General features: G+C 65.0%; 11 protein-coding genes. 1 reads left to right on the forward strand and 10 read right to left on the reverse strand.

Features of this window, described 5'->3' with window-relative positions:
* Positions 1–59 precede the first annotated feature (59 nt).
* Positions 60–1,043, reverse strand: coding sequence for a bifunctional riboflavin kinase/FAD synthetase (locus FG93_RS01655; protein ID WP_043231138.1), 984 nt, complete (start codon positions 1,041–1,043; stop codon positions 60–62).
* A 99-nt stretch (positions 1,044–1,142) separates the two neighbouring features.
* The gene (locus FG93_RS01660; RefSeq protein ID WP_043231141.1) at positions 1,143–1,586 is read right to left on the reverse strand and encodes a MaoC family dehydratase; all 444 of its coding nucleotides are present in this window, start codon (positions 1,584–1,586) and stop codon (positions 1,143–1,145) included.
* Between the two features lie 254 nt (positions 1,587–1,840).
* Between FG93_RS01660 and FG93_RS01665 the strand changes: the two genes are divergently transcribed.
* The gene (locus tag FG93_RS01665; protein ID WP_043231142.1) at positions 1,841–2,224 is read left to right on the forward strand and encodes a response regulator; all 384 of its coding nucleotides are present in this window, start codon (positions 1,841–1,843) and stop codon (positions 2,222–2,224) included.
* A 13-nt stretch (positions 2,225–2,237) separates the two neighbouring features.
* Here FG93_RS01665 and FG93_RS01670 read toward each other — a convergent pair whose 3' ends face one another.
* From FG93_RS01670 to FG93_RS01705, 8 genes are all read right to left on the reverse strand, one after another.
* Complete coding sequence (locus FG93_RS01670; protein ID WP_043231144.1) at positions 2,238–3,107, reverse strand: TIGR01459 family HAD-type hydrolase; 870 nt, start codon at positions 3,105–3,107, stop codon at positions 2,238–2,240.
* Positions 3,108–3,207: 100 nt separating this feature from the next.
* Positions 3,208–4,698 (reverse strand): EAL domain-containing protein, encoded by a 1,491-nt coding sequence (locus FG93_RS01675; RefSeq protein WP_152579255.1) that lies wholly within the window; start codon positions 4,696–4,698, stop codon positions 3,208–3,210.
* A 128-nt stretch (positions 4,699–4,826) separates the two neighbouring features.
* Positions 4,827–6,617, reverse strand: coding sequence for a hypothetical protein (locus tag FG93_RS01680; protein ID WP_043231148.1), 1,791 nt, complete (start codon positions 6,615–6,617; stop codon positions 4,827–4,829).
* A 918-nt stretch (positions 6,618–7,535) separates the two neighbouring features.
* The gene (locus tag FG93_RS01685; protein ID WP_348270463.1) at positions 7,536–8,072 is read right to left on the reverse strand and encodes a peptide deformylase; all 537 of its coding nucleotides are present in this window, start codon (positions 8,070–8,072) and stop codon (positions 7,536–7,538) included.
* Positions 8,047–10,251, reverse strand: coding sequence for a 3-hydroxyacyl-CoA dehydrogenase NAD-binding domain-containing protein (locus FG93_RS01690; RefSeq protein ID WP_043231152.1), 2,205 nt, complete (start codon positions 10,249–10,251; stop codon positions 8,047–8,049). Before FG93_RS01690 ends, FG93_RS01685 begins: the two co-directional genes overlap by 26 nt.
* Before the next feature lie 23 nt (positions 10,252–10,274).
* On the reverse strand, positions 10,275–11,483 hold the full coding sequence (locus FG93_RS01695) for an acetyl-CoA C-acetyltransferase (RefSeq protein ID WP_043231153.1): 1,209 nt from the start codon (positions 11,481–11,483) through the stop codon (positions 10,275–10,277).
* Positions 11,484–11,624: 141 nt separating this feature from the next.
* Positions 11,625–13,421 (reverse strand): acyl-CoA dehydrogenase C-terminal domain-containing protein, encoded by a 1,797-nt coding sequence (locus tag FG93_RS01700; RefSeq protein WP_043231154.1) that lies wholly within the window; start codon positions 13,419–13,421, stop codon positions 11,625–11,627.
* A gap of 247 nt (positions 13,422–13,668) precedes the next feature.
* Positions 13,669–14,136 carry a MerR family DNA-binding transcriptional regulator gene (locus FG93_RS01705; protein WP_244448465.1) on the reverse strand — a complete coding sequence of 156 codons (468 nt, stop codon included), beginning with the start codon at positions 14,134–14,136 and terminating at the stop codon, positions 13,669–13,671.
* Positions 14,137–14,465 lie beyond the last annotated feature (329 nt).

Here is a 14,465-nt window from a genome sequence, read left to right on the forward strand (position 1 = left end):
GAGCAACTCTATGATCTGGGCGCAATGAGCGAGCATGAACGGCTTCTAACAGGGGCACGTTAAGGAAGGAAGGGCGGTGTTTGCGCCAGAATGGCGCGGGCCCTGGCACTGTCCTTGTCCATTTGCACGATCAGGGCCTCGAGCGAGTCGAATTTCTCCTCGCCCCGCAGCCAGGCGACCAGGGCAACGTCGACGACCTTGCCATAGAGGTCGCCCGCGAAATCGAAGAGGAAGGTCTCGAGCCGCGGCGCGCCGTCATCGAAGGTCGGACGGCTGCCGAAACTCGCCACCCCGTCGCGCCAGACGCCATCGACCTTCATCCTGACGGCATAAATGCCAAATTTCAGGCGGCAATCACGGGCGAGATGCATATTGGCGGTGGGGTAACCGAGATCGCGTCCGCGCTTGTCACCATGTGCGATCTCGCCGCGCACGAACCAGGGCCGCCCGAGGAACTCTGCTGCGCGGCCGACATCTCCGGCTTCCAGCGCGGTGCGGATCAGGGTCGAGGAGACCGGCTCCCCTGCCCAGGAAAAAGGCGGCACCACCGAGACCGGGACACCGCGCGCGCCTGCCCTCGCCTGCAGCATCTCGGGCGAGCCGGCGCGGCCCTTGCCGAAATGGAAGTCGTAGCCGCAGACGAGCCCCCCGACACCAAGTCGTTCGAGCAGCAGGTCGTCGACGAACCTCTCGGCGCTCACGGTCGCAATGGCGCGATCGAAGGGCAGCACAAAGCTCCGCTTCAGCCCGGCCTGGGCCAGAAGCTCCTCCTTGATGTCAGGTGGCGTCAGCCGGAAGACGGGGTGCTCGGGGCTGAAGACCGATCGGGGATGCGGCTCGAAGGTGAAGGCGGCCGCCTCGCAGCCCCGCTTGGCCGCCATGGCGACGGCGACACGGGCCAGTGCGACATGGCCGCGATGGACACCGTCGAAATTGCCCAGCGCCAGCACTGCCCCGCGCAAGCTGTCCGGAACCGGGCGGTCGCCATCGAGGACGAAAACATGAGGCCGGCCGGAAGAAGGCGCGGCGGCAGGACGGGTCATGGCACGAAGGGTTCCGCCTCGGCGGGGCATGCCCGCGCGCGGCAGTCAATGGCGGTTCAGGCCAGCAGCGTCAAGGAGACCGGACGCAAGCACCCTGTTTCAGGCCTTTGGCTTTGCCGGGGGCAAAGCGACCCAGGCCTCTCCCTCGAGCACGGCCTTGCCGTCGACGACACAGTCACAGAACAGGCGCGCGCGCCGACGCTCGGGAACGAGTTCGACGACCTCGACACGCGCGGTGACGACATCGCCGATCCTGACCGGAGCAAGAAAGGTGAGTGTCTGCGACAGGTAGACGGCACCCGGCCCCGGCAGTTTCGTGCCGAGCAGCGCGGACACGAGGCTCGCGGTCAACATCCCGTGCGCAATGCGCTGACCGAATTTCGTGCTCGCTGCGTAACGGTCGCAAAGATGGATCGGATTGGCATCACCCGACAGATCGGCGAAGAGCGAGACATCCCGCTCCATCACCGTGCGCATCAGACTTTCGCTTTGACCAATCGCGAGGTCTTCGAAAGCGTGAACCTGATAGGAGACTGCGTTCATTGGTCCGGCTGCCGATGCAATTTCGATGTGCCGCCCTTATTGCGACGCAACATAGAATGTCACAGCCCGGGCGCCCCGGCCATGCGACTTTGGTGCCGCGGCCGAAGCGACGCTTCCCCAACGTCAGTTTTCTTCCGAATTAACCGCTTCGAAACACCGGTGCCCTATCACTCCCGGCATGGTCGCCACTCACTGAAGGCGGTCCGAGCGCGGGTATTGCCCCGCGCTGCAGTCGTTACGCTTGGAGCACCAGAATGGCTCTCGATCCGTCCATGCCCATCCTCGTGGTCGACGACTACCAGACGATGGTCCGGATCATTCGGAACCTGCTCAAGCAGCTCGGATTCGAGAATGTCGACGATGCGTCGGACGGTTCAACCGCCATCGCCAAGATGCGCGACAAGAAATACGGCCTCGTCATCTCCGATTGGAACATGGAGCCGATGACCGGCTTCGAGCTTCTCCAGCGCGTGCGCGAGGAAGATGCGCTCGCGACAACGCCCTTCATCATGGTCACGGCCGAATCGAAGACCGAGAACGTCATCGCCGCCAAGAAGGCCGGCGTGAACAACTATATCGTCAAGCCGTTCAACGCCCAGACCCTGAAGGTCAAGATGGAAGCGGTTTGTCACGCCTGAGCGTGGCCGAACGTCACCAGACGAGTTGCGGGATCGCGTAATCCGGGCGGTGATGCTGCCCTGCGAACCAGCCGTGGCGCTCTTCCCACGATTTTTCGACAAGATCCTGGGCGTGGATCCCCGCCAGCACCATGACGCTTGCCGCGCCAAAGGCGTTCGCCCCGGCGATGTCGGTCCGAATCGCATCGCCGATCGCGCAAATCCGATCTGGCGGAACCGGTTTGCCGCGTCGCGCTTCGGCGATATGCAGCGCCATTTCATAGATCGGTCGATGCGGCTTGCCGGCATAGATCACCGTGCCGCCGATCTGCTCGTAAGCCAGCGCGAGCGAACCGGCGCAGGGCACGATCTTGCCACCGCGATCCACCACCAGATCGGGATTCGCGCAGATCATCACGAGATCGCGCGCAACCAGATCGGCAAAGAGGCCGGCATAGGTCTCGGCCGTCTCCGTCTCGTCGTCGAACAATCCGGTGCAGAGCACGTAGCGCGCCTCCGCGGACGAGACGCGCGGCGCATCCAGACCGGCGATCAGGGGCAGGTCGCGATCGGGGCCGAGCATGAAGACCGGCTCGCCGGACCTTTCCTCGATCAGGGCCCGACAGACATCGCCGGAGGTCACGATCGCGTCGTAGGCCGCCTCGGGCACGGCAAGGCGCGCGAGTTGGACCTCGATTTCACGGCGGGGACGGGGGGCGTTGGTCACCAGCACCACGGAAACACCTCGCTCCCGCATCGCAACCAGCGCATCGCAGGCGTCCTGATGCGCTGCCACACCGTTATGGACGACCCCCCAGATATCGCACAGGCAGATATCGAACTGATCGGTGATTTCGGAGAATCCGGTCAATGCGACGGTCGGCGCGGTCTTGGCAGGCTGCAAAGCGGTCCACTCCACGGAAAACCAATTGGACTGCACCGCCCAACGGCAGCGCAGCACGATGCCGGTTTAGGCTGTCGGAACGGGCAGCGATAGGTTTTTGTCAGGCGCTGGCGCGACGCAGCACGGCGCGGAACGGCAGGCGCTCCGGTGCCGGGCCCTTCTGCGCAGGCCCGGTCGGCGGCGCTGGCGGCGCAGCCGCGGGCGATGTGCCGGCGGCGGGATAGCCCAGGATATCGGCCGAGATGCGCGCGGCGGGCCGCACAGGCTCGGGCGCCAACGCGACGGGTTTCGCCGGCTCCGGATCGGCAAAGACCTCTGGCTTGACCGGTCGCGGCGGCGAAATCACCAGCCCCTGAGCATAGGCCACGCCAAGCTCGATCATGTCGGCGACCGTCGGATCATCTTCGATCTTCTCGGCGACGAGGGTGATCGAGGCCCGCGCGAGCTGAGCTGCGAGATCGGCAGCGGCAATGTCGATCGAAGAGCGCTCGGCTTCAGCCTGCAGCAAGGCCGCCGGCACCTTCACGAAGCGAATGCCACGATCATGCAACGAAGCCGGGTCGAACCGAAGATCGCCAACATGGTCGAGCGCGAAGCGCACACCATTGGCAGACATCGCCCCGAGCAGGCCGAGGCTGGTCGGCTCCAGGGCCCGGAACACCCGCTGCGGCATCTCGATCACCAGATTGCCCGCGTGCTCGCGATATCTGTCGAGGATACGGGAGAGGGTCACCAGAGCTTGCGACGAACCCCAGGTCGCGGCGCTGAAGTTGCAGGCCACGAACAGGCCGCCCTCTTTGGATCCCAGATGGCGCGCGATCGCCAGTGTGCGTGTCAGGACCAGCGCGTCGAGCGTCGGGCCGAACCCCCGCTCTTCGACGATCGCCAGGAATTCGGCGGGGAGCAGCAATGTGCTCTCGTCGAGACGCAGACGGACCAGCGCCTCGTAGCCACGCGTCCGGCGCTGCGGCAACTGCACGATCGGCTGGAGATGGACCTCCACCTTGCCCTCGGCCAACGCCGTGCTGATGATCGCGGCCCGCTCATCGGCCGCGCGCAACTGCTCGGCCTGAATGGCCTCCGCACGCGCTGCAGCGAGCGCCTCGCGATGCGCAATGCGGGCAAGCTCGGGAGCAGGCGCCGGCAGCGGCGGAGCAGTTTCGGCGTTGCGCCGGGCCTGCGCCGCCGAAAGCTGCGCGTCGTGATCTGCCAGCGTCGTCGCGACTTGCTGCAGCAGGTCGCCGAGCAAACCGACCTCGGCCGTCAGTTCGTTGATCGCGGCGCGTGCCGGTGCGGCATCGGCTTCGCTCATCGGAAGCTGCTCGACACGCTGCGCCAAATTGTCAAGCCTGATGGCGTTGGTTGCCAGGCGAACCTTGACCTCGCCGATCGCCGCGAAAATCTGCTCCCGCTGCGCCAGGACACGTCGCTCGTAGAAGATGGCGGATGCCGCCAACCCCGCCCCCGCCAACAGAAGGCCAGCGGCATTGGCCAGCGCTCCCGGCAAGACGAGAACCGCGATTGCACCGGTCGCCACGCCGGTCATGGCACTGGCGAGGGGATGCAAGGCGGTAAGGCGGACAGGGGCCAAGGCGACGACCGCGCGAGAGAGGTTGATGGGGAATGAAAGCGACGAATCACTCTGTTCCCCGACATTAACCGTCTGTTCACGCGCATGCGAGGGCCACAGATGAAAAGCGGCACCTTCGGGACATTCACTCAGTGAACGCCGCTGGCTTCGAGCCGGCGCGGTCCGAGATCGGCCATGATCCGATCGATGACGGCCTCGCTGAACCCCATCCGCGACAGGTAGAGCCTAGCGTCGAGCGCAAAGAGCGGAGCGGCCCGCGTCAGCCGTCGCAGGGCCGCCGAAACGCCCGGTTCGTCATGCTTTCCGGCCAGGTGGAGGGCCCGGCCGAGCAGGCTGAGCGGGCTGTCATCGGCGACGAAAATCGCGGCATGCGCATCCGCACGCTTGTCATTACCCAGCAGATGCTCTGCCAGGAAGGCGTAGAAATCGTACCAGGCAGGACGGCCGCTGCTGGATGCCACAGCCCGCTGCAACAGCGGCAGGCCTTCTGTGGGCCGACCAATCTGAACATAGCGTGCGCCGAAATCGGCCATGATATCGGGATCGTAGGGATTGCGGACAAGCGCGGCCCGGCCTGCCCTGAAGGCATCTTCATGGGCGCCACGAGCGAAGTAGACGTCCATCATGGCCTGCTGGGCGCGCGCGCTGGACGGGGCCAGCCTGACCGCCGTCAACGCGGCACTCAACGCACGATCGAGCGGCGATCCGGGCAGCGGATTGAGCCCGGCAGTGTATTCGTCGACTGTCAGCAGGGCGAGCTGCGACCAGGCCGGATGGAAGGCGGGGTCACGCTCCAGAACCCCCTCCAGGCAGTTGCGGGCGGCGAGATGATCTTCCGCTCGCATGGTGCGGCGGATATTCAGCGCCTGGAAGACACAGCGCATCGGCGAAGCCGTCGTCGCCTGGCGATAGTCGGCGTGGATGATGCCGAAGGGCTCCCCAAGCCTGACCGCCAACCGCCGGGCGATCTCGCGCAGTTCCGGAGCATCCTCGCCCTTCGGCAGCGTCTGGACGGCGGACGTCGTCCAGACCACGCGACCGTCCTTGACGGAGCGCAGCCGGCCGAAGCCTTCCGTCGCCCCGCCCTGCCGCGTCGCATTCATCTCGAAGACGTAGTCGGCACCGCTATAGAGATCCGCACCGGCGGCCGGCGTTCGGACGGTGACGAGATCGTCAAACCGAGCCAGCGCATCGACCAGAAGCCGGGTGAAGGCCTGCACCAACCCGGCCAGCTCCGGGTCGTCGGCCGCGCCACTGAGCGAGACGACGACCATCGGCAAATGAGCCGACGCGCTCGATCCCGCGCGACGAGCCGCCTCCTCGATCAACTGAGCCTGACGAATCAGCGGGTCGGGCTGCGGCGCCGTCTCCCGCCGCGGGAGGTAGTGCCAGGTGGCGAGAGGCACGATCACGAGGGCCAGCCCGAGCACGGCGAGCCAGTGCCCGAGCCTGAAACCGTGCCTGCTCGGCCGTTCGGGGATCGGCGGCTGGAGCGCTCCGGCATCGCCGGACACCGCGCGCTCCGGCGCCGGCTCGACGACAGCCCCGTCAGCTCCAAGATGCTCGAAGACAGGGACGTAGGCTCCGACGGGCATGGAGATGCGGATCGGGTCGTCGGCGCCATCCCCCTGATAATACTGGCCTAGCGCCTTGCGCAGACGACCGGCCTCGACCCTGACGATGGGGTCGGACTGCGGGTCAAAATCAGCCGGCCGGCCGAAGGCCTCAACCGCAATGGTGTAACCCTTGAGTTCCGCGCTGCGCCCTTCGATGCGGCGCTCCACGATGAAGTTCAGAAACGCAGAGAGCTGCGGTGCACTGCGAAACGCATCCGATGCCAGGATTCGTTCAAGGGCCTCACGGACAGCGACAGCCTCCGGGTCTGCGAGCCGGTCGGTATCCTGACTGCTCTCGACCATTGGGGTTTGGTCCAGCTTGTTCCCCCCTCCATCCAAACTACGCCAAAACCGACGTTACGTCACTCGCAACATCGAAGCGGCCGAGCGCCCGCGGCGCGCAGTGGTGCCCCGCCTCGCCCGCAATTTACAGTCCGCTTTCTGCTGTTAGGTTGAGAGAAGCTTAATTGTACAGGATGCGGCCGAGCGGAAATCCCTGCGATCTCGAAGCCTTCCGCACGCCATTCACCGTGAATCGGCCCCTCAAGCAGAACCCGATCACGGTCTCGCGCGCCGAGGCATGTTTTACTGGGGGCCGGTAGGTAAGCCGGTGATGGATCGTGCGGCCGGGTGGTGATGCTGCAATGCGGACCGTGCAGGCGTGCCGATCAGCCGAGCGGTCCCGCCCCCTGCCGACCCGCCAGTCTACGCTTCTTCCGTTCCGTTCAGTCGCCTCAAGGTCTTTGCGGCAGAGCCGGGTTCGCCGCGCTGGCCCTGGGAAATCTCATCCACGTCTTCCTCGCAGGCCAGGCTTCCGAAGCGGTAGACACGGTGCCGAAGAGCATGGAGGCCGGCCGGGACGTCTCCAGCGAGAGGCTGAGGCGCGCCTGAGCGGCCGCGAGCACGGTTATCACGGCGTCAGATCTGGCGGAATTTCGGCCGGCGGCATCGTCCGCAACCACCAATTTTTCGGTGGATTGCTCTCAGGCTCCGACGACCGCCCTCACAGCTTCGATCGCGGGAAGCAGGCCGTCACGAAGGGCGAATCGGAATACGGCGCGCGTTTCGCGAGCTTGAGCGCATCGTCACGCTTCGGTCGCCGTGATCGTTTCCGCGCCATTGGTGGGTCGGGCGACACGCCACCGCCCCGGAGGCTACCTCATGCGCCTGCGAGAGGCTCCGCCAAGCTCGCGTCCTGCCCGGTACCGGCAAGCGGCACACTCATCCACGCCGCAGCTTGTTGTAGCGGACGACTAACCTGTCGCGCTTCAGGCGTGAGAGGCGATCGACCCAGAAAATGCCGTTGAGCTGGTCGATCTCGTGCTGGTGGCAAACGGCCAGCAGGCCGTCTGCCTCTTCGAACCGTTCCGCACCGTCCAGATCCCGATAGGTGACATGAACGCGGGCGTGGCGCTCGACCTCGTCTGCGACCCCCGCCATCGAGACGCTGCCCTCATGATGGCGGATCACTTCAGGTGAAGCCCAGGCGATCATCGGGTTCACATAGGTCCGAACCTCGCCTGGCGACAGCTCGAGCACGACCAGCCGCTGGAGAATGCCGATATGCGGCGCCGTTATGCCGATGCCGGGAGCCGCCCGCATCGTGTCGAGCAAATCGGCCGCGAGCGAGCGAAGCACCGCATCGAAACGCGCCACCGGCTCGGCAGCCATGCGCAGCCGAGGGTCGGGGAAGGCTATGATCGGCTGAATCGCCACGCCTTGGCCTCGGGGGTCATGCGGCAGTCTTCTTCTCCGCATTGCCGTAATAGCTCTCGCCCGTCTTCGCCATACGCTTGAGCTGCCGGTTCGGCTTGAAGCGCTCACCATGCGTCCTGGCGAGCTTCTCGCAGAGCTTCACGAAGACGGCCGCGCCCATATTGTCGATGTAGGAGAGCGTCCCGCCCGAATAGGGTGCGAAGCCGAAGCCGATGATCGAGCCGACATCCGCCTCGCGAGGATCGGTGACGACACCTTCCTCATAGGTGCGGGCAGCTTCCAGAGCCTGCGTGACGAGCAGGCGTTCCTTGAGCTCCTGCATGTCGATCAGCTCCGGATCGAGCCGGCTCTTCGTCAGCTCGGCGAGCCCCGGCCAGAGCCGTTTCGGGCCGGCTTCCGGATAGTCGTAGAAGCCCTTCCCGTTCTTGCGGCCAAGGCGGCCGTGCTTCTCGACCATCTCGGCGAGCAGCTTTTCCTGCGCGGGGTCGACCGCATTTTCGCCGAGCTGCGCCTTGGTTGCCTTCAGCACCTTGTAGGCGAGGTCGACTGCGACCTCATCATTGAGCGAAAGCGGACCGACCGGCATGCCGGCCTGCTTGCCGGCGGCTTCGATCATCGCTGGGGGCACGCCCTCCATCAGCATCAGATGACCTTCGCGGATGTAGTTGCCGACGCAGCGGTTGGCGTAGAAACCGCGCGTGTCGTTGACGACGATCGGCGTTTTCTTGATGGCGCGGACGAAGTCGAGCGCCATGGCGAGCGCCTTCTTGCCGGTCTTCTTGGCCATGATGATCTCGACCAGCAGCATTTTCTCGACCGGCGAGAAGAAATGCACGCCGATGAAATTCTTCGGGCGCTGCGCGTGCCCGGCGAGCCCGGTGATCGGAAGCGTCGATGTATTGGAGCCGAAGATCGCCCTTGGTCCGACCACGGCCTCGACCTTGGCTATGACCTCGGCCTTGACCGTCGGGTCTTCGAACACGGCCTCGATGACGAGGTCGCAGCCCTTGAGATCGGCATAGTCGGCCGAGGCGATGATCCGGCCGAGCAGCGCGTCGCGGTCGGCCGTCTTGGCGCGCCCTTTCATGATCTGGTCGGAGACCAGCTTGTGCGAATAGGCCTTGCCCTTCTCGGCCGCCTCGATGTCGCGGTCGATCAGGATGACGTCCAGGCCTGCCTGGGCGGTGACGTAGGCGATGCCGGCGCCCATGAAGCCGGCACCGACAACGCCGACCTTCTTCAGCCTGCTCGCCGGGACATCGGCCGGGCGGCGAGCTCCCTTGTTCAGTTCCTGCATCGAGACGAAGAGCGAGCGGATCATCGAGGCCGCCTCCTTCGTCCGCAGGATCTTCGCGAAATAGCGGCTCTCGACCTTGAGGCCGAGATCGATCGGCAGTTGCAAGCCTTCATAGACGGCGCTCAGGATGGCACGGGCGGCCGGGTAGTTGTCGTTGGTCTCGCGGCGATAGATCGCGTTGGCCGGCGGCCAGATCTGCATGCCGGCCGGCGAATAGACCTTGTTGGAGGGCAGCTTGAACTTGGGATCGTCCCAGGGCGCCTTGGCCTGCGGATTGGCTTTCAGCCACTCCCGGGCGTTCTGGACCAGCTGGTCACGCGGCACGGCGGCATGGACGAGGCCGCTGTTGCGGGCCGGCAGCGCCTTGATCTGCTCGCCCTTGAACATCATCTGCAGCGCGTCGCCGGTCTGCATCAGGCGCGAGACGCGCTGCGTGCCGCCGGCGCCGGGAAAAAGCCCGACCTTGATCTCGGGCAGGCCGACGCGGGTCGAGGCATCATCCGAGACGACACGGTACTGACAGGCGAGCGCAAGTTCGAAGGCGCCGCCGAGGCAGACGCCATGGATGGCGGCTGCGAATGGCTTCCCGCAGGTTTCGAGCTTGCGATAGAGCAGCGAGAGCTTGCGGCTCTCGTCGAAGAAGGTCCGCATCGCAGCCGCTTCGCCCTTCTCCCTGGCAAGCCCGACATAGAGGTCGCGCAGCCCCTGGAGCATGGTCAGGTCGGCACCGCCCGAGAAGGCTTCCTTGCCGGAGGTGACGACGCAGCCCTTGATCGCCTCGCTCGAGGCGACATGGTCGATGACCTCGTTCAACTCGGCCATCACCTCGGGGGTGATGACGTTCATCGAACGGCCGGGCATGTCCCATGTCAGGGTCGCAATGCCGTCGGCGTCGGTCTCGAAGCGAAAATCGGTGAGGTTCATCGGTTCTCTCCCCTTCGTGCCGATCAGACGCGTTCGATGATGGTCGCGACGCCCATGCCGGCGGCGACGCAAAGCGTGACGAGTGCGGTCTGCTTGTTCGTGCGCTCGAGTTCGTCGAGCACCGTGCCAAGGATCATCGCGCCGGTAGCGCCGAGCGGATGGCCCATCGCAATGGCACCGCCATTGACGTTGAGGACAGCGTCATCGATGTCGAAGGCCTGCTGATAGCGCAGCACCACCGAGGAGAAGGCCTCGTTCAGCTCGAACAGGTCGATATCCCTGGTGGTCATGCCTGCCTTCTTCAGCACCAACTCCGTGACGTCGACCGGCCCGGTCAGCATCAGCGCCAGATCGGAACCGACGGTGGCGAAGGCCCGGATACGGGCGCGCGGCGTCAGGCCGGCCGCCTTGCCGCCCTTCTTCGAGCCGACGAGCACGGCAGCCGCACCGTCGACGATGCCGGAAGAATTGCCGGCGTGATGCACGTGATTGACGAATTCGACATCGGGGTGAGCCGCCGTCGCGACGGCATCAAAGCCACCCATCTCGCCCATTTGGACGAAGGACGCCTTGAGCGCTGCCAGGGCCTGCATATCGGTATTGGGACGAATGGTCTCGTCGCGGTCGAGAATGATCAGGCCGTTGACGTCGGTGACCGGGATGACCGAACTCTTGAAGCGGCCTTCGGCCCAGGCGGCGGCAGCCCTCTTGTGCGAACGCACAGCAAAGGCGTCGACATCGTCGCGCGAAAAGCCGTATTTGGTGGCGATCAGATCGGCAGAGACGCCTTGCGGCATGAAATAGGTATCGATCGCGACGGACGGATCGACCGCGATACCGAAGCCCGACGCGCCCATGCCGACGCGGCTCATGCTCTCGACGCCGCCACCGATCGCCATCTCCTTCTGACCGGACATGACCTGCGCCGCGGCGAGATTCACCGCATCGAGGCCCGAGGCGCAGAAACGGTTGATCTGCACGCCCGGCACTTCCTTGCCGTACCCCGCCTTGAGCGCGACGGTCCGCGCGATATCCGCGCCAGCCTCGCCGACCGGATCGACGCAACCAAAGACGACATCCTCGACCAGCTTGGGGTTGAGCTTGTTGCGGTCCTTGATCGCACGCAGCACCTGCGTGCCGAGGTCGATTGCCGTGACCTCGTGCAGAGAGCCGTCAGCCTTGCCCTTGCCGCGCGGCGTCCGAACGTGATCGTAGATGAATGCGTCAGCCATCAAGGCCTCCCGGGGCTCGCCGCAATGGCGGCTCGTTGTTGGGACTTCGCCATCATGGCCGGGGCATGTCCCGGCCGTCTGGAAACGAAGGCAATCTGCAAGCGATGCCCGGGTCAAGCCCGGGCATGACCTATGGTCGGCTCAGAACTGCTCCGCCGTGAGCGCCATGGTGGAATCGGCGCCGGCCGTGATCCGCGCCAGATGCGCGGCGGTCTCGGGCAGGGTGCGCTCCATGAAGAAGCGCGCGGTGACGAGCTTGGTGTTCATCCGTTCAGTCGCGCCATTGGCGCCAGCCTTGAGCTTGTCCTGCGCGGCCTTGGCCATCTTCACCCACATATAGCCGAGCGAGACGAGGCCGAGCAGGTGCATGTAGTCGGTCGCGCCCGCGCCGGCATTGTCAGGCTTGGCGAGGGCGTTGTTCATGAACCACATCGTCGCCTGCTGGAGGTGGCCGAGCGAAGCCTGCAAGGGAGCGAGCAGCGGCTTCAGCCCCTCATCCTCGCCATGTTCCTTGATGAAGCCGCCGACCTCGTTGAAGAACGCCATGATGGCGCGTCCGCCGTCGCGGCCGAGCTTGCGGCCGATCAGGTCCATCGCCTGCACGCCATTGGCGCCCTCGTAGATCATGGCGATGCGCGCATCGCGCACGAACTGCTCCATGCCCCATTCAGCGATGTAGCCATGGCCGCCATACATCTGCTGTGCCTTCACCGCGTTGTCGAAACCGACATCGGTCAGGACGCCCTTGAGCACGGGGGTCATCAGCCCGAGCTGATCGTCGGCGGCCTGGCGCTCGGCGGCATCGGCCGAGCGATGGGCGACATCGGACTTCAGCGCGTTCCACAGCACGAAGGCGCGCGCGGCCTCGTTGAAGGCCTTGATCGACATCAGCGTGCGTCGGACATCGGGGTGGACGATGATCGGGTCGGCCGCCTTGTCCGGGTTCTTGGCGCCGGTCAACGCCCGCCCCTGGATGCGGTCCTTGGCGTAGGCGACGGCGTTCTGATAGGCGACCTCGGACTGGGCCAGCCCCTGGATCGCGACGCCGAGGCGGGCCTCGTTCATCATCACGAACATGGCGTTGAGGCCCTTATTCTCGGTGCCGATGAGCCAGCCCCTGGCGCCGTCATAGTTCATGACGCAGGTCGAATTGCCGTGGATGCCCATCTTGTGCTCGATCGAGCCGCAGGAGACGCCGTTGCGCTCACCGACCGAGCCATCGGCGCCGACCACGTTGCGCGGCACCACGAAGAGCGAGATGCCCTTGACGCCCGCCGGGGCACCCTCGATGCGGGCGAGCACGAGGTGGATGATGTTCTCGGTGATGTCCTGCTCGCCGGCCGAGATGAAGATCTTGGTGCCGGAGATCGCATAGGAACCGTCGCCATTCGGCACGGCCTTGGTCTTGATCAGGCCGAGATCGGTTCCGCAATGCGGTTCGGTCAGATTCATCGTGCCCGACCAGACACCCTCGACCATTTTCGGGATGTAGGTGCGCTTCTGGTCCTCGGTGCCGTGCACGTAGAGCGCAGCGATCGCGCCCATGGTCAGCCCGGGATACATCGAGAACGCCATGTTCGCTGCCGAGGCATATTCGTTCATCACGGCGCCCAGCGTATAAGGCAGGCCCTGGCCGCCATATTCGGGATCCATGGCAAGGCCGATCCAGCCGCCGTCGGCATAGGCCTTGTGCGCCTCCTTGAAGCCCTTTGGCGTCGTCACGGAGCCGTCGGGGGTGCGCTTGCAGCCCTCCTGGTCGCCGGAATGGTTCAACGGCTGGAGCACCTCCTCGCAGAGCTTGGCGCCCTCGCCCAGCACGGCCTCGACCACATCCGGCGTCGCGTCGGCGAAACCCGGCAGGTTGTTGTAGCGTTCGATGTTGAAGACGTCGTTGAGCAGGAACAGGGTGTCTTCGACGGGCGCCTTGTAGACCGGCATGGTGTCCTCCCTCTCGTGCAGCGCGACCGCCTTCCGAACGCGATCCGGGGCAGCCGCTCATCAGATAGTTTATATATAAACAATCTATATGCAGCTTGTGAAGAGGGCGGGGCCATTTTGTTGCCGCAGCCTGTCGCATTTCCCAGGCACGGCGCATGACAGAACGGCGCATGACAAAACGGCCCCAGACACACGTCCGGGGCCGTCAATCCTGATCAAATGACCAGCCATCCATGCTGTGAGGCGCTCAGGCCTTGTCGAGGCCCGCAAGCGTCGCTTCGAGCTCGGCGATCGCGCCCTCGATCTCGACCTGCTGCGACCGCAGCAATTCGAGCTGCTCGGCAATCTGGCCCCGGGTTAGCTGCAGCCCTCCGACCGAGGCCGACTTCTCTGCACCAGCCTCGCCCTTCTTTTCCTCATTGGCGAGCATGGCGCGGATTTCGACCAACGTGAAACCGAGCTGCTTGCCCTTGAGGATCAGCGCAAGCCGCGAGCGATCGCGGCCGGAATAGATACGCGTCATGCCCGAACGGGCCGGAGCGAGGAGACCGCGTGATTCATAGAAGCGAAGGGTGCGCAGGGTCACCCCGAAATCGCGGGCAAGGTCGCTGATGGTGAAACCACCAGCCGAGTCGGCTTCACTGGAAGTAGGCGTCGACGATGTGCGGCCGGTATCTGAAGAGCCGGCCGCCATAGCAATGCTGTGGCGCGACATGGAGTTCCTTAAAAGTTTGGACGCAGGGAACCGCCGGCATCGATGGCGACGAAGTTCCGTTGGGTAGGGGGAATAGCTCGCCCCATATCCTAGCGTCAGGTAATATCGGCCAATTGGGGGTAAATTACGGTTACGAGCCCGCCATTCGCCCCGTCCACGCCCCCTGGCGTTTGCAAAAAATTAACGGCCAGCCGCCGGATATTAACCGTCCGTTTACCGTGACGGCCAAAAGTCGGGTCTGCGAGCCAGGCCGTCGTCAGCGGCAACTGAATCTTCACGATCGCCTGTTTCGCGCGGGGAAGCTGCGGCGCCAGGGGGCTGCGCATCCC

The organism is Allobosea sp. LC85 (assembly GCF_000735605.1).
Taxonomy (GTDB): Bacteria; Pseudomonadota; Alphaproteobacteria; order Rhizobiales; family Beijerinckiaceae; genus Allobosea.